Annotated in this window: 15 protein-coding genes and 1 pseudogene; 8 read left to right on the forward strand and 8 right to left on the reverse strand. The window is 73.1% G+C overall.

The genetic code is table 11. The features are described from left to right. Positions 1 to 27 precede the first annotated feature (27 nt). The 6 genes from BCAV_RS12840 to BCAV_RS12865 are packed head-to-tail and all read left to right on the forward strand — an operon-like array spanning position 28 to position 6760. Positions 28 to 1449, forward strand: coding sequence for an extracellular solute-binding protein (locus BCAV_RS12840; RefSeq protein WP_015883037.1), 1422 nt, complete (start codon positions 28 to 30; stop codon positions 1447 to 1449). 53 nt (positions 1450 to 1502) lie between these two features. Next, on the forward strand, positions 1503 to 2510 hold the full coding sequence (locus tag BCAV_RS12845; RefSeq protein ID WP_144016776.1) for a carbohydrate ABC transporter permease: 1008 nt from the start codon (positions 1503 to 1505) through the stop codon (positions 2508 to 2510). Continuing rightward, a complete protein-coding gene (locus tag BCAV_RS12850) occupies positions 2507 to 3394 on the forward strand; it encodes a carbohydrate ABC transporter permease (RefSeq protein WP_015883039.1) in 888 nt (295 codons plus the stop codon). The genes BCAV_RS12845 and BCAV_RS12850 overlap by 4 nt, the downstream gene beginning before the upstream one ends. Continuing rightward, a complete protein-coding gene (locus tag BCAV_RS12855; protein WP_015883040.1) occupies positions 3394 to 4503 on the forward strand; it encodes an ABC transporter ATP-binding protein in 1110 nt (369 codons plus the stop codon). The genes BCAV_RS12850 and BCAV_RS12855 overlap by 1 nt, the downstream gene beginning before the upstream one ends. Next, a complete protein-coding gene (locus BCAV_RS12860) occupies positions 4500 to 5777 on the forward strand; it encodes a CehA/McbA family metallohydrolase (RefSeq protein WP_015883041.1) in 1278 nt (425 codons plus the stop codon). The genes BCAV_RS12855 and BCAV_RS12860 overlap by 4 nt, the downstream gene beginning before the upstream one ends. After that, a complete protein-coding gene (locus BCAV_RS12865; RefSeq protein WP_015883042.1) occupies positions 5774 to 6760 on the forward strand; it encodes a serine hydrolase domain-containing protein in 987 nt (328 codons plus the stop codon). Before BCAV_RS12860 ends, BCAV_RS12865 begins: the two co-directional genes overlap by 4 nt. A 21-nt stretch (positions 6761 to 6781) precedes the next feature. On the opposite strand, the gene BCAV_RS12870 is transcribed toward BCAV_RS12865, so the two are convergent. The 8 genes and pseudogenes from BCAV_RS12870 to dhaK form a co-directional block, all read right to left on the reverse strand. Beyond that, entirely contained in the window at positions 6782 to 7486 is a 705-nt protein-coding gene (locus BCAV_RS12870; protein WP_015883043.1) for a hypothetical protein, read from the reverse strand. Positions 7487 to 7609: 123 nt separating this feature from the next. Continuing rightward, positions 7610 to 8032 carry a nucleoside-diphosphate kinase gene (ndk, locus tag BCAV_RS12875; protein ID WP_015883044.1) on the reverse strand — a complete coding sequence of 141 codons (423 nt, stop codon included), beginning with the start codon at positions 8030 to 8032 and terminating at the stop codon, positions 7610 to 7612. 11 nt (positions 8033 to 8043) lie between these two features. Beyond that, positions 8044 to 8457, reverse strand: a complete 414-nt coding sequence (locus BCAV_RS12880) for a DUF4233 domain-containing protein (protein ID WP_015883045.1) — start codon at positions 8455 to 8457, stop codon at positions 8044 to 8046. Between the two features lie 9 nt (positions 8458 to 8466). Next, positions 8467 to 10140, reverse strand: coding sequence for an MDR family MFS transporter (locus BCAV_RS12885; protein WP_015883046.1), 1674 nt, complete (start codon positions 10138 to 10140; stop codon positions 8467 to 8469). 47 nt (positions 10141 to 10187) lie between these two features. Beyond that, the gene (locus tag BCAV_RS12890; protein ID WP_015883047.1) at positions 10188 to 10781 is read right to left on the reverse strand and encodes a TetR/AcrR family transcriptional regulator; all 594 of its coding nucleotides are present in this window, start codon (positions 10779 to 10781) and stop codon (positions 10188 to 10190) included. A gap of 76 nt (positions 10782 to 10857) precedes the next feature. Further along, positions 10858 to 11580, reverse strand: a complete 723-nt coding sequence (dhaM, locus tag BCAV_RS12895) for a dihydroxyacetone kinase phosphoryl donor subunit DhaM (RefSeq protein ID WP_015883048.1) — start codon at positions 11578 to 11580, stop codon at positions 10858 to 10860. Continuing rightward, on the reverse strand, positions 11577 to 12242 hold the full coding sequence (gene dhaL / locus BCAV_RS12900) for a dihydroxyacetone kinase subunit DhaL (protein WP_015883049.1): 666 nt from the start codon (positions 12240 to 12242) through the stop codon (positions 11577 to 11579). The genes dhaM and dhaL overlap by 4 nt, the downstream gene beginning before the upstream one ends. After that, positions 12239 to 13239, reverse strand: a pseudogene (gene dhaK / locus BCAV_RS12905) (dihydroxyacetone kinase subunit DhaK). The gene dhaL and the pseudogene dhaK overlap by 4 nt, the downstream one beginning before the upstream one ends. A 129-nt stretch (positions 13240 to 13368) precedes the next feature. Here dhaK and BCAV_RS12910 point away from each other — a divergent pair. Further along, positions 13369 to 13956: a TetR/AcrR family transcriptional regulator gene (locus BCAV_RS12910; protein WP_015883050.1), complete on the forward strand. Its 588-nt coding sequence runs from the start codon at positions 13369 to 13371 to the stop codon at positions 13954 to 13956. Positions 13957 to 13980: 24 nt separating this feature from the next. Continuing rightward, the gene (locus tag BCAV_RS12915; protein WP_015883051.1) at positions 13981 to 14868 is read left to right on the forward strand and encodes an alpha/beta fold hydrolase; all 888 of its coding nucleotides are present in this window, start codon (positions 13981 to 13983) and stop codon (positions 14866 to 14868) included. Positions 14869 to 14879 lie beyond the last annotated feature (11 nt).

Genomic DNA, 14879 nt, shown 5'->3' on the forward strand with positions numbered 1-14879 from the left:
CGTAACAAAGTCGTTCGAGGAGGAGCCATGATCGGAGCACGACGACGGGTCGCCGTCGCGTTCGCGTCGCTCGCCGCGGTGAGTCTCGCCGCCGCCTGCAGCGGTGGTGGCGGGGGTGGCGGCGAGGAGACGTCAGGGGAGGGCTCCGACGGGCCGGTCACCCTCACGATCACCGCGAACGCCATCTCCGGCGGGAAGAACGCCGCCGAGGCGGACTGGATCCGCGACTGGGTGATCCCCGAGTTCGAGGCGGCGATGGAGGCCGAGGGCCGGGACGTCACCGTCGAGTTCCTCGAGGAGGGCGTCGACGACGAGGACTACAAGACCAAGATCGCCCTCGACCTGCAGTCCGGCGAAGGCGCCGACATCATCGGGATCGACGGGATCTGGGTCGGCGAGTTCGCGGAGGCCGGCTACATCCAGCCCCTGTCCGACGTCGGCGGCTCGGCCGTCGACGAGTGGGAGGGCTGGGACCAGATGTCCGAGTCCGTCCAGAACGCGATGTCGTTCGAGGGCGACCGGTACGGCGTCCCGCAGGGCGCGGACGGCCGCGTCCTCTACTACAACAAGGACCTCTTCGCCGAGGCGGGGCTGCCCGAGGACTGGAGCCCGACGAGCTGGGACGAGGTTCTCGACGCCGCCCGGTCCCTCGCGGAGATCGACGGCGTGGTCCCGATCCAGCTCAACGCCGGGACGGCGATGGGTGAGGCGACCACGATGCAGGGCCTGCTGCCGCTGCTCGCCGGCACCGGGACCGAGGTGTACTCGGACGGCATGTGGAACGGCGACACGCAGGGCCTGCGCGACGTGCTCACCGCCTACCGCACGATCTACGTCGACGAAGGTCTCGGCGACCCGATCCTGCAGCAGGAGGCGGCCGGCCGGGACAACTCGTTCGCCCAGTTCGCGGCCGGCGAGATCGGCATCCTGCTCGAGGGCGACTACTTCTGGCGGTCGGTGATCAACCCCGAGGAGGGTGTCGGCACCGCACCGATGGAGAACCGCGACGACGTCGTCGGCTACACGCTCATCCCCGCACAGGAGCCCGGCGCGGGCGTGGAGGGCCGCGACTTCGTCTCGATGGGCGGCGGGACGGGCCGTGTGCTCAACCCCAACTCCGAGAACGCGGAGCTGTCGTGGGAGCTGCTCGCCTTCATGAACTCGGCCGAGGCGTTCCAGGCGCGGGTCGAGGGCACCGTCTCGATCACGCCGCGGGACGACGTCAACGCCGAGGTCCTGGCCAGCGACCCGATGCTGACGTTCGTCAGCGAGAACGTCCTGCCGATCAACAGCTACCGACCGGGCCTCGCGGCGTACCCGCAGGTCTCGGTCGCGCTCCAGGAGGCGACGGCGGCCGTCGTCTCGGGCACGTCGCCGGAGGACGCGGCGGCGGCGTACGAGGAGGCACTGATCGGGATCGTGGGCGAGGAGAACGTGGCGAGTGAGTAGCGAGCTCCCCACGGAAACCTCCGCACGCCACCGCCGGAGAAGGAACGCGGCGAGTGAGTAGCGCTGCTGCGCCCGCGACGGGGAGCACACCACCCCGTCGCGGGCAACGCCGTCGGCGCAGCGCCGAGGACGTCGCGGGGCTGGGCAGGACGGGCGCCGGTGTGTTCGTCGCCCCGGCGCTCGCGCTCATCGGGCTGTTCCTCGTCTTCCCGGCGATCTGGACGATCTACCTGGGGATGACCGACTACCGGCTCACGGGGTTCGCCGCCGTCGACCCGGAGTTCGTGGGGCTCGACAACTACGCACGCATCCTCGGGGACCCGACGTTCTGGCGCTCGCTGCGCCTCACGCTCGTGTTCGTCCTGGTCTCCGGGATCATCGGGCAGTCGCTCCTCGGGTTCGCCGTCGCGTGGGCGTTGCGCCGGATCACGGGGTGGGCGAAGACGCTCATCGAGACGCTCGTCCTGGCGGCGTGGGTCGTGCCGGCGTCCGTCGCGTCGTTCCTGTGGATCGCTCTGCTGGACCGGCGGGAGGGCACGCTCAACGAGATCCTCGGCACCACGGGCATGGCGTGGCTGATCGAGTACCCGATGGCCAGCATCATCGTGTTCAACATCTGGGTCGGGACGGCGTTCTCGATGCTGCTGTTCTCCTCCGCGCTCGCCGCCGTACCGCCGTCGCAGCTGGAGAGCGCACGGATGGCGGGTGCCACGGGCTGGCAGCAGCTGCGCGACGTCGTCATCCCCAACATCCGCGGCCACATCCTCACGAACACACTGCTCATCACGCTGTGGACGTTCAACACGTTCACGCCGTACCTCGTGACGGCGGGCGGACCGAACGGCGAGTCGGAGATCATCGCGGTGTACATCTACAACACGGCGATCCCCGGCGGTCAGCTCGGCGTCGGGGCGGCGATCTCGCTCATCATGCTGCTCATCAACCTCGTGGTCGCGCTGGGCTACCTGCGCGTCGGCCGGGCCCGCGGCGCGCGGCCCGCCGAGGCGAGCGCCGCCGAGGCGAGCGCCGCCGAGGCCGGTCCGACGGAGAAGGCACCATGACCGCCGCCGCCGGCGCACCGACCCGCCCCGAGCCGCCGTTCGTCACGCGCGTCGTGACGACGTCGCGGGTGCGCCACTACGTCTCCCGCGTGCTCGCCGTCATCGGCCTCGCGCTCGTGGTCGTGCTGTTCGGCCTGCCGCTCGCGTGGCTCGTGACGGCGCCGTTCGACTCGACTCCCAGCCTTGCCGTGCAGTGGCCCGACTGGACCCTGTCGAACTTCTCGGCCATCGCCGAGAACCGGTACGCGCTCGGGTCGTTCGCGAACTCGGCGATCATCGGGATCGGGACGTGCGTCGTCGTCATCGTGCTGGGCGCCCTGGCCGCCTACGCCCTCTCCCGCGTGCGCATCCCCGGCCGCGACGGCCTGCTGTACGCACTGCTGCTGCTCTCGTCGATCGTCACCGGGACGGCGGCCATGGTGCCGACGTTCCAGCTGGTCAACTCGCTCGGTCTCATCGACACCCACCTCGCGGTGGTGCTCGTGGTGTCCGGCGGGACGCTGCCCACAGTGATCTTCATCCTCAAGGACTTCATGGACTCGATCCCGAAGTCGTACGAGGAGTCGGCCCGCCTGTACGGCGCCAAGCCGTGGCAGATCCTGCGCGACGTCGTCGTGCCGATTGCCCGGCCCGGGCTCGCGTTCGTGGCCGTGTGGACGCTCGTGCAGGTGTGGGGGAACTTCCTCGTCCCGTACCTGCTGCTGCGCACGACGGCGAAGCAGCCCGCGGCGGTGCTGATGTACACGTTCTACACGGAGTCCGGGCAGGCGGACCTGCGCCTGCTGTCCGCGTTCTCGCTCGTGTTCTCGATCCCGATCATCGCCATGTACTTCCTCGTCAACCGCCGGTACGGCTTCCGCTTCCACGGAGGGATCAAGAACTGATGGCCGCGATCACCACCCACGCGCTGGTCAAGGAGTACCCGGGCGGTGTCCGGGGCGTCGACGGCGTCGACGTGACGATCGACGACGGCGAGTTCTTCGCGCTCCTCGGACCGTCCGGCTGCGGCAAGACGACGCTGCTGCGCTCGATCGCGGGCCTCGAGACCGTCACCGAGGGTCAGCTGCTCATCGGCGACCGGGACGTCACGACCACCGAGCCGGGCCAGCGCGGCGTGGCGATGGTGTTCCAGGACTACGCCCTGTTCCCGCACATGGACGTCGCCGACAACATCGCGTACCCGCTCAAGATCCGGCGCGAGCCGCGGGCCCGACGGCGTGGCGTGGCGACCGAGGTGGGCGACGGCCTCTCCCTCACCGGGCTCATGGAGCGCCGTCCCGCCCAGCTCTCCGGCGGCCAGCAGCAGCGCGTGGCTCTCGCCCGGGCGGTCGCGACCCGCCCTGACGTCCTCCTGCTCGACGAACCGCTGTCGAACCTGGACGCCCGGCTGCGGCTCGAGGCGCGCACGTTCCTCAAGGAGCTGCAGCGCGACCTCGGGGTGACGACGGTCTTCGTGACGCACGACCAGGCGGAGGCGCTCGCGCTCGCCGACCGCATCGCCATCATGCGCGCCGGGCGGCTCGAGCAGGTCGGGACCCCGCGTGACGTGTTCGCGCGCCCGGCGACGACGTTCGTCGCGGGATTCATCGGGTCCACGCCGATGAACCTCGTCACCACGCGGGTCGCCGGCGGGCGCATCGCGATCGGCGACCAGAGCGCGCCCCTGCCCGCGAGCGCCGCGGGCGTCGCCGCCGACGGCGCGGACGTGGTGTGGGGCGCCCGGCCCGAGTACCTCACGTGGAGCCCGGCTCAGGTGCCCGACGGCCTCGCCGCCGAGGTGAGCGTCGTCGAGAACCTCGGTGCGTCCGTGCTCGTCACCGTCCATGTCGGCGAGCACCGGCTGCAGCTCGTGGTCGGGGAGGACGACGAACCGGCACCCGGCGGCACCGGCTGGATCGTGCCGACCGCGCGACGGACGTTGCTGTTCGACGCCGACAGCGGGTCGCGCCTGGACGCGAGCGCCGCCGGTTCGCTCGACGCGGTCCCCGCGTGACCCGCGTCCACCGGCTCCACCTCACGCCCGCCGACCAGGCGGCTCAGCGGTACCTGCCGGTGCCGTTCGAGGTGCCGGCAGGAGCCGACTCGCTCGAGGTGCGCCTCGCCTACGACACGAGCGCGGGCGTCGTCGACCTCGGCTGCGAGGGCGCCGACGGGTGGCGCGGCTGGTCCGGCGGCGCGCGCGCCCGGTTCGCGATCACGCCCGACGCCGCGACGCCCGGCTACGTGCCGGGGCGGCCGGAGGCGGGCGAGTGGGCGGTGGTGCTCGGCCTGCACAAGATCCCCGCGGACGGGCTCGACGTCGTCGTCGAGATCGACGTGCCTGCCTCGGGGCCGGTGGAGGAGACGGTGCTCGCACCCGTGGCGGACACCCCCCGCGGCTCGTCGCGCGGGCTCCCGGCGCCCGCGGGGCTCACGTGGTTCGCCGGCGACTTCCACGCGCACACGCTGCACTCCGACGGCTCGGAGAGCATCGACCAGCTCGCCGCCCGCGGCGTCGCGTCCGGGCTCGACTTCCTCGCCGTCACCGACCACAACACCGTGAGCCACCATGCGCACCTTCCCGGCGTCGGCGCGCGGCACGGCATCTCGCTCGTGCCCGGGCAGGAGGTGACGACGGCGCGCGGCCACGCGAACGCGTTCGGCGACATCGGCTGGATCGACTTCCGGCGGCCCGGCCAGGACTGGGTGGACGACGTCGCCGCACGCGGCGGTGTGCTGTCGATCAACCATCCCGTGGACGGCGACTGCGCCTGGCTCCATCCGCTCGAACGGCTGCCCGTCGCGCTGGAGCTGTGGCACATCTCCTGGTACCGGGACCTCGCGGCGTCGTTCCCGTGGGCGTTCTGGGCGCGCTGGGGCGAGCTGGCCGGTCAGGGCGTGACGCCGATCGGCGGGAGCGACTTCCACTCCCCCGGCGCCTGGACCGTCGGGATCCCGACCACGTGGGTGCTCGCGGAGGACGCGTCACCGGAGGCGATCCTCGCGGGGGTGGCCAACGGCCGGACGGCGATCGGCGTCGGCGCCCGCGTGACCGAGGCGGGGCCGGTCGTGGACCCGCTGCGCACCCCGCTGCTGCTGCGGCCTGACGGCTCGCGCGGCGCCGACGGCGAGCTCCTCGCGTTGGGCGCCGACGGCGCCGCTCTCGTCGACGTCGACGGTCGCCGCACGATCCTGCACGGCGACGCGGTGAGCGTGCCCGCATCGTGGGGCCGTGGCCCGTTCCACCTGGCCGACGCCGACCGCCGGATCCTCGCGCTCAGCCCGTGACCTGGGACGGCGCGGGCGTGCGCGCTGCACTGCGCGACGCCGGGTACGCGCCCGACGACGCCGTCGCGGTCGCCGTGACGCGCCGCGGGCGTCTGGGCGTGCACGCGCAGGGACGCACCAGCGCCGGCAGCGCCTTCACCGCGGACACGGTGACCTACGCCGCGTCGCTGGCGAAGCAGGTGACGGCCGCCGGCGTGGCGCTGCTCGTGCGCGACGGCGTCCTCGACACCCGCGACCGCCTCGCCCGGTGGATCCCGACGCTGCCCGGGTGGGCGGACTCGGTGCGCCTGGACCACCTCCTCCACCACACCGCAGCACTTCCCGGCGACGCCGAGCTCGTCGCACGCGTCCCGGAGCTGCGCACCCGATGGACGACGCCCGGTGTCCTGGCGGCGCTCGCCGGCGTGCGGGACCTGGAGCGTGAACCGGGAGCCGAGCACGCCTACAACAACGCGGGCTACGTGTGCCTCGCCGAGGTGGTCGAACGGGCGAGCGGCGAGCCGTTCACCACGTTCGCCGCGCGCCGGCTCCTCGAGCCGACGGGCATGGCGAGCTCCCGGTTCTGGGCCGGTCCGCGGAAGGAGCCGCCCGGTCTCGCGCCGTCGGACAGCCCGTCGTCCGAGCCCGGGGCCACGTCGTGGCTCTCCCTGGGCGACGGGGGCCTGTGGACGACGGCGGGCGACCTGGCGCGCTGGAACGTCGCGCTCCTGCGCGACGACCTGGGGATCGCCCGGATCGTCGAGCAGACCGGACGTCTCGACGACGGGACTGCCCTCCCGGCGGCGTGGGGCTTCTCGGTCCGGGACCGCGGCGGCGAGCTGGTCCACACCGCGGGCGGGAACGTCCCGGGCGTGACGGGCACCGTTCGACGCGTGCCCGGCCACGACGTCAGCCTGACGGTCCTCACGCGGACCGACGGCGTCGAGCGCGTCCTCGCGGCGACCGAGGCCCTCCTGGACCTCGCCCTGACCGCGGAGCGCTGACGGCAGGGCGCGCCGACGGCGTCAGGGTCCCGGCGGCGTGGCGTACGACGTCGGTGGAGCCGGGTAGATCGGCGCGCGCGTGGTCCCGGCGGCGATCGCCCGCGCCGCCCACGCGATCCCGACGCCGACGACGGCGACCACGAGCGGCATCAGCAGGATGTTCACCGCACCGCCGGAGACGCCGGCGAGCCGCAGCGCATGGTTCAGGAGACCCGGGACCAGCGCGAGCAGGAGCAGCAGCGCGGTGAGCGGCGGACGTCGCCGCACGATCAACCAGCCGAGGCTCGCGGCGAACAGCGTCGCGCCGGGCAGGCTCAGGACGGCGGCGGTCCAGGCGCCGGCGACGCGCACCGATCCCATGAGCCACAGGTGGATGACCACACCCGCGACGACGATGACCACGACGGCGGCCGCCACCGCGAGGAGCCGGTGAGCGGCGGGCGCCGGGGCGATCGCCAAGCCCGCGACGAGGACCGCGAGGCCGAACGCTGCCTGCAGGCCGAGCGCGAGCGCGAGCAGCGCGTCGCCCCGCGTGGCGAGGTTCACGAACGCGGACATGTTCGTGTTCATCACCAGGTAGGCGCCGAGGAGCACGGCGACGAGCGAGGCACCGTAGCGGCCGGAGTAGTCGAACACCTGCAGCGGTGTCGCCCGCGTGGGCTCGACCCAGCGGGGGGCCGCCGCCGCCGCGGCCGGCGCGCTCGGGTCCTGCCACTGCTGCGTCATCGCCTGCCCCCTCGCGCGTCGAACAGGCGCCGGCGTCGACGCCCAGGTCCGGTCGAGGCTATCGGAGGGCACGCTCGCGCGGGCTGAAACCTCTCGCGGGGTGCCGGGACCCCCGCGAACGGGTCAGAGCCCGGGGAACCAGAGGGCGATCTCGCGCTCGGCGGACTCCGGGGCGTCGGACGCGTGGATGAGGTTCTGCTGGACGTTCAGGCCCCAGTCGCGGGCGAGGTCGCCGCGGATGGAGCCGGGCGCCGCCGTCGTCGGGTCCGTGGCGCCGCACAGCGCGCGCAGTCCCTCGATCACACGGTGCCCGGAGACCACGGCGGCCACGAGCGGCCCGGAGCCCATGAACTCCACGAGGGGTGCGTAGAACGGCTTGCCGACGTGCTCCGCGTAGTGCTGCTCGAGCAGCGCGCCGTCGGCGGTGCGCAGCTCGAGTCGGCTGAGCTCGTAGCCCTTCGCCTCGATGCGGCCGAGGATCTCGCCGACGAGCGAACGCGCGACGCCGTCGGGCTTGATGAGGACGAGGGTGCGCTGGGTAGTCACGTCGGGCGAGCCTACCGGGCGGCGGCTGCCCGCTCGGCACGCTCCCGGTCGATCCGGCCGCCCAGCCGGAGGCTGAGGATCCAGATGAGCGCGAAGACCCCGCCGATCGCGTACATGACGCCCAGCCAGATGCCGGAGACGATGAGCCCGACCTGCACCGCGCTGCCCAACCAGTATCCGAAGCCGGACCGCAGCGTGGCTGTCGCGATGAGGCAGCCGGCGACCGCGGTCACGGTGATCGCGGTGATCGTCGCTCCGTCGGCCAGGCGCAGCCCGTACGCGGCGATCGCGGCGAACCCGACGACGAGCGCCTCGAGGGTCAGGACGGTCGAGCAGAACAGGATGCGCGCGGGGCGCTGGCGGCGAGGCGCCGCCGGCGGCCCGGGCGGGGCTGCCGACGGCGTCTCGGCGGGCTCGTCACTCACCCGGCCAGCCTACTGACGCGCGGGCTCGCGTTCCGCGAGCGGGTCGCCGTCTCCCGGCTCACCGGACCGCCCCGCGTCGCCGGCCACGACGTCGAGCTCGTCGCCCTCCACGACCGCCTCGCCGCGGGCCACCATCCCCGCGGTGTCGGAGAGCTTGATCTCCCGCAGGAACAGCGCCAGCACGAAGCCGAGCACGACGAGCGGGATGAGGTACCAGAACGAGGGTGCGAGAGCGTCGGTGAACGCGTCGACGACGCCGGTGTGGATCGGCTCCGGCAGGGCCTTCACGACGTCCGGGGTCAGCGACGCACCGTCGGCGCCCTCGGGCACGGTCCCGGGCGGGAGGTCGGCGAAGACCTCCCCGAGGTTGTCCGTCAGCCGCGACGTGAAGATCGTGCTGAACAGCGCGACGCCGACCGCCGCCCCGATCTCGCGGAAGAAGTTGTTCGCGCTGGTCGCTGTGCCGATCTCGTGCGGGTCGACGGAGTTCTGCACGGCGAGCACGATCGTCTGCATCACGAGACCCATGCCGGCGCCGAGCACGAAGATCATGGCGCCGAACAGGAGCATCGACATGTCGCCGGTGATCCGGGTCAGCCAGACCATGCCCGCGACGGTGATCGCGAGTCCGACGACCGGGAACATCTTGTACTTCCCGGTCTTCGTGATCGCGATACCGGAGCCGATGGCCGTGAGCATGACGCCCGCCATCATCGGCAGCATGAGCCATCCGGACTCGGTGACACCGGCGCCGGTGGACATCTGCAGGAACGTCGGGAGGAACGCCAGCGCCGAGAACATGCCCATGCCGAGCACGAGGCCGATGAGCGTGGCGATCGTGAACGTGCGGTTCTTGAACAGCTTCAGCGGCAGGAGCGGCTCCTCTGCCCGGTTCTCCGCGATGATGAAGCCGGCGATCGAGACGATCACCGCAGCGACGAGCCCGATGAGCCACGGGTCGCTCCAGTCGTAGCCGCGCTGCGACGTCAGGGACTCCCAGCTGGTCACGAGGACGATCCCGGACGTCGCCACGACCATGAAGAAGATGCCGGCGACGTCGATCTTCTTGCCTGCCCGGTGCGACGGCAGCTTGAGCGCGACCCAGGCGACGGCGAACGCGGCGATCCCGATCGGGACGTTGATCCAGAACGCCCAGCGCCAGCCGGGCCCTTCGGTGAACCAGCCGCCCAGCAGCGGTCCGACCACGGCTGCGATCCCGAACAGCGCACCCATCGGACCCATGTACTTGCCGCGGTCCTTGGCGGGCACGATGTCGGCGATGATCGCCTGCGACAGGATCATGAGTCCGCCGCCGCCGAGGCCCTGGATGCCGCGCCACGCCACGAGCTCCGGGAAGGAGTTCGCGAAGCCGGCGCCCGCCGAGGCGACGGTGAACAGCGTGATCGCGACGAGGAACGGCCACCGCCGGCCCCACATGTCACCGAACTTGCCGTACAGCGGCATGACGATGGCGACGGCCAGGATGTAGGCGGTCACGACCCAGCCCTGGTGCTCGACGCCGTGCAGCTCGCCCACGATCGTCGGCATCGCCGTGCCGACGATCGACTGGTCGAGCGAGGACAGGAACATGCTCGCCATGAGGGCGCCGAAGATCACCCAGATCGTGCGCTGGTTGAGCACGATCAGTGGTTTCCCCGTGGGCGCGGGAGCGGTGTGGGACATGGGTCTCCTCGGACGGGTCTGTCGCGGGCGGGATGTGGGGCGGGAGCTCAGACGGCGACGGCGCGGATCGCCGCGGCGACGTCGGTCACGTAGGTCGCAGGATCGCCGGCGAAGTCGGCGTCCTTCCAGGAGCGGAACGTCAGGTGGATGAGGGCGATGACGAGGACGGTGATCGCCCGGTCGGTGTCGTCCGGCGCGTCGCGGCCTGCCCGGCGCGCGGCGAGCTCCTCGAACTGGGTGTGGCCGCGATCCATCCAGTACAGGTGGCGCGCCAGGAGCCGGGGGTCGGAGTGCGCGAGCTCGAGCACGGACGTGACGCTCTGGATGTCCGGGTCGCTGAACACGCCGCGGACGAGGGCGACGGCGTCGTCCCACAGGACCCCCGTGGGGCCGCCGCGGGCGAACTCCTGCACGGCAGGGTTCGTGACGTCCCACGCGTCCGCGTCGAGGACGGCGTCCTCCTTGACCTCGAAGTAGTTGAAGAACGTGCGGGGAGAGATCCCGACCTCGGCGCAGATGTCGTCCACCGTGACCTGGTCGAGCCCGCGTTCCCGCACGAGTCGCCGGGCAGCGTCGACGAGCTGACGGCGGCGCTCGCGCTTCTGGCGCGCGCGCAGCCCTGGCTCCTCGGTCGTCTCCATCACGGCGACAAGATTACAGTCGCTGCAACTTTGCAGTCACTGCAACCGCGCGTGAGTTCCCTCACACGCGTCGGGGTCACACCTCGCCGAAGCCGGTGTCGATCTCCCCCGCGACGGCCTCCACCGCGTCCTCGGCCTGGGGACCGTCCGCCTCGACCACGATCTCGGCACCACCCGTCAGTCCCAGGCCCATGAGCGCCAGCAGGCTCGCGGCGTCGACCCCGTTCACGCGCACGGTCGCGTCGAAGGACCCGGCGAGCCGGGCGAGGTGCGCGGCCGGGCGCGCGTGCAGGCCGAGGGGGTTGCGCAGCGTGGTGCGGCGTTGGACGACGCCGTTGCGCGCCTCGGCCGGTGCGGCCACCGCCGCCGGGGGTGTCCCCTCGTTCGCGTCCGCTGCCGCCTCCTCCATCTCGAGTCCGAGCTGCCGCGTCGCGGCCCGGACGGCGGCCCCGACGTCGGCCGGTCCGCCTCCGGTCTGAGCGGCCACGGCGGCTGCGACAGCTCCCTCGACGAACGCACCCGGGGCAAGCCGCACGCGGGCGTCCTCCAGCGACTCGAGCACCGACTCCGCCGTCATCCGCGCCGACCCGATGTCGGCCAGGACGACGACGCCGTCGCACCCGGCGTCGAGGACGGCCGCCACGGCCCGCTCCACGACGGCGAAGCTGGTGCCGAGGCGGGCGTCGTCCGTGCCGCCCGCCGGCCGGATGACGACGTCGGGGGCCATCTGCGCGGCGAGCTCGGCGACCCCGGCGGCCAGCATCGCCGAGTGCGAGACGAGGACCAGACCCGTGCTCACGCCGCCTCCTGCGCGGCGCGCGCGGCCGCCGCCAGGAGCAGGGCCGTGGACTCCGCACCCGGGTCGCGGTGGCCCGCCGAGCGTTCCCCGAGGTAGCTCGCCCGGCCCTTGAGCGCGACGAGCGGCTCGGTCGCGACGGCGCCCTCCTGCGCGGCGCTCGCCGCGGCCGCCCACACGCCGGCCGGCGCGGCGCCGTCGTCGGCCGCCTCCTGCGCGGCACGGGCCGCCGGCGTCCAGGCGTCGACCATCGTCTTGTCGCCCACCTGCGCGCGGCCGCGCGCGACGATGCCCTCGAGCGCGGCGTCGACGAGCGTGTGCACACCCACGGCGTCCACCGGCGTGGCCGCCACCTTCGCGGCCCGCAGGAACGCCGTGCCGTAGAGCGGCCCCGCCGCACCGCCGACCGTCGACATCAGCGTGGTCGCGACGACCTTGAGCACGTCGCCGACCGTCTCCGGTGCGGGTTCCGCGTCGAGCTTCGCGAGCACCGCCGCGAACCCGCGCGCCATGTTCTCGCCGTGGTCGCCGTCCCCGATCGCCCGGTCGAGCTCGCTGAGCCGGCTCCGGTTCTCCGCGATGTCGGCGCCGGCGAGGCGGATCCAGAGGAGCGCCCACTCGACGCCGAGCCCCTCGGGCGCCTCGCCCGGGGCCGCCGCGCTCACAGGCCCCACCGCAGCGCCGCGGTGCGCACCGGCGCGTCCCACAGCGCGGTGAGCTCGTCGTCCAGCCGGAGCACGGAGACGGACGCGCCCTGCATCTCGAGGGACGTCACGTAGTTGCCGAGCAGGGAGCGTCGACGACGACGCCCCGCGCCTCGAGCTGCAGGCGAGCGTGCCGGTACACGATCGCGAGCTCCGACGCCGGCGTCCCACCCATCCCGTTGACGAAGAGCAGGGCGCGTTCGCCGGAACCGATGCCCAGGTCCTCGACGACGGCGTCCAGGAGGAGATCGGTGATCTCGTCGGCGCGAGCCATCGGGATGCGCCGCCGACCCGGCTCGCCGTGGATGCCGATGCCGATCTCGATCTCGTCCTCGGTGAGGTCGAACGAGGGGACGCCGGCGTGCGGCACCGTGCAGGCGGACAGGGCCACACCCATGGACCGGACGCCCCGGTTCACCCGCTCCGCGAGCTCGGCGACGGCGTCGAGGTCGTCGCCCCTCTCGGCCGCGGCGCCGGCGATCTTCTCGACGAGGACCGTGCCGGCCACGCCTCGCCGTCCGGCGGTGTACAGGGAGTCCTCGACGGCGACGTCGTCGTTGGTGACGACCGCCCGGACCGTCACCCCCTCGGCGTCGGCGAGCTCGGCGGCGGTCTCGAAGTTGAGGACGTCGCCCGTGTAGTTCTTGACGATGTGCAGCACGCCGACGCCCCCGTCGACGGCCTGGGTGGCCGCGAGGATCGGGTCGGGCGTCGGTGACGTGAAGACGGCGCCGGGCACCGCGGCGTCGAGCATGCCGACGCCGACGAACCCGGCGTGCAGCGGCTCGTGGCCGCTGCCGCCGCCGGAGACCAGCCCGACCTTGCCGCGCACGGCTCCCCCGGCCCGCGCCACGAACAACGGGTCGGCGTGCCGCGTGACGATGTCCGCGTGGGCCAGCACGAACCCCTCCACGGACTCCGCGACCACCGCCGCAGGATCGTTGATGAGCTTCTTCACGAGGCGCTCCTTCAGTCGGGCGTGGGTGCCGGCCGGCCGGCATGGACAACAGTGCACCTCCGCGCGCCGCGACGCGAGATGCTGAGTCGGTCTCGCACCGAAAAGCACGTTCGTGCTACCGTCTCGCGCATGTCCAAGGGCGAGGCGACGCGCGGGGCGATCCTCGACGTCGCCGTGGCCACCGCGTACCGCGTCGGGCTCGGTGGGCTGACGATCGGCGAGCTGGCCCGCACGGCTGACATGTCCAAGAGCGGGCTGTACGCGCACTTCCGGTCGAAAGAGGCCCTCCAGCTCGCCGTTCTCGACGCCGCTCGGCGCAGGTTCGTGGACCGCGTGGTGCGCCCCGCGCTCGCCACGCCGCGGGGAGAGGCGAGGCTGCGCGAGCTGGTCGACCGCTGGCTCGCCGCCGGCCTGTCCCGCGAGCCGGGATGCTCGCTGTTCGTGAAGGCGAGCACGGAGCTGGACGAGCAGGAGGGCCCGGTGCGCGACGCGCTGACCGCCGACCACCGCGACCTGCTCGACACGATCGCGCAGGTCTTCCGCACGTGCGTCGCCGAGGGCGACGTGGCCGAGGACGCCGACCCGGACCAGTTCGCGACCGACCTCGACGGCATCATGCTCGCGTTCTATCACGCGCACCGGCTCCTGCGGGATCCGGACGCGGAGCTCCGGGCGCGGCGCGCGTTCGAGAACCTGCTCGCCGCCGCTCGTCCCTGACCGCCCCCTCCCGAGAGGAATCTCATGTCGACCACCGCCGCTGCCTCGTCGCGGAAAAGCACGACCGTTCGTGCCACGAAGGTCCCCTGGCGCCTGCGTGCCGCGTTCCGCACGCTCGACGTCGTCGCCCCCGGGCCGGCCGCACGCTGGGCGCTGGAGCTCTGGTGCACGATCCCGGTGGGGTCCGCCAGCCGGATGGACACCCGACCGCACCTCGGGGCGATCTCCCGGCTGAGCCGCGCCGAGGGCGACGTCGTGGTCGAGACGTGGGGAAGGGCCGACGGCGCGCCCGTGTACCTCGTGCACGGGTGGGGCGGCTGGCGCGGGCAGCTCGGCGCGTTCGTCGACCCGCTCGTGGCCGCGGGCTTCCGCGTGGTCGCGTTCGACGCCCCGAGCCACGGCGAGTCCGCCCCGGGGGCGTTCGGACCCCGCCGCAGCACGGCGGTCGAGATGGCGGCCGCGTTCACGGACGTCGCCCGTGAGCACGGCGCGCCCGACGCCGTCGTCGCTCACTCCCTCGGCACGGCGACGACCACCCTGGCCGTCTCCGACGGGCTGCCCGCCCGGCGCCTCGTGCTCGTCGCGCCGGCCGTCGACCCGATGAACGAGGTGGCCGAGTTCCAGCGGGCCCTCGGCTTCGGGCCACGCACGCGGCGTCGTCTCGACCCCCGGCTGGAGCGGCGGGCGGGCAGGCCGTTGACGGACATCTCGATCGCGGCGGCTACGTCGCGCCTGCCCACGACGCTCCTGGTGCACGACAGGGGCGACCGGCGCCTCGCGTTCGAGAGCACCGCGCGGCTCGCCGCCGGCTGGCCCTCCGCCCAGCTGGAGGCGACCGAGGGCTTGGGCCACCAGCGGATCCTGGCTGACGACGCCGTCGTGGGGCGCGTCGTGGAGTTCGTGCGGTCCTGAGCGCTCCCGCG

Origin of the sequence: Beutenbergia cavernae DSM 12333 (genome assembly GCF_000023105.1) — a bacterium.
Classification (GTDB): domain Bacteria; phylum Actinomycetota; class Actinomycetes; order Actinomycetales; family Beutenbergiaceae; genus Beutenbergia; species Beutenbergia cavernae.

Bases quoted from the DNA above. Each gene is read 5' to 3' on its own strand.
- BCAV_RS12840 (WP_015883037.1), top strand. From the start codon at position 28: ATGATCGGAGCACGACGACGGGTCGCCGTCGCGTTCGCGTCGCTCGCC.
- BCAV_RS12850 (WP_015883039.1), top strand. From the start codon at position 2,507: ATGACCGCCGCCGCCGGCGCACCGACCCGCCCCGAGCCGCCGTTCGTC.
- BCAV_RS12855 (WP_015883040.1), top strand. From the start codon at position 3,394: ATGGCCGCGATCACCACCCACGCGCTGGTCAAGGAGTACCCGGGCGGT.
- BCAV_RS12870 (WP_015883043.1), bottom strand. From the start codon at position 7,486: ATGACGCAGCAGTGGCAGGACCCGAGCGCGCCGGCCGCGGCGGCGGCG.
- BCAV_RS12885 (WP_015883046.1), bottom strand. From the start codon at position 10,140: ATGTCCCACACCGCTCCCGCGCCCACGGGGAAACCACTGATCGTGCTC.
- BCAV_RS12890 (WP_015883047.1), bottom strand. From the start codon at position 10,781: ATGGAGACGACCGAGGAGCCAGGGCTGCGCGCGCGCCAGAAGCGCGAG.
- BCAV_RS12910 (WP_015883050.1), top strand. From the start codon at position 13,369: ATGTCCAAGGGCGAGGCGACGCGCGGGGCGATCCTCGACGTCGCCGTG.
- BCAV_RS12915 (WP_015883051.1), top strand. From the start codon at position 13,981: ATGTCGACCACCGCCGCTGCCTCGTCGCGGAAAAGCACGACCGTTCGT.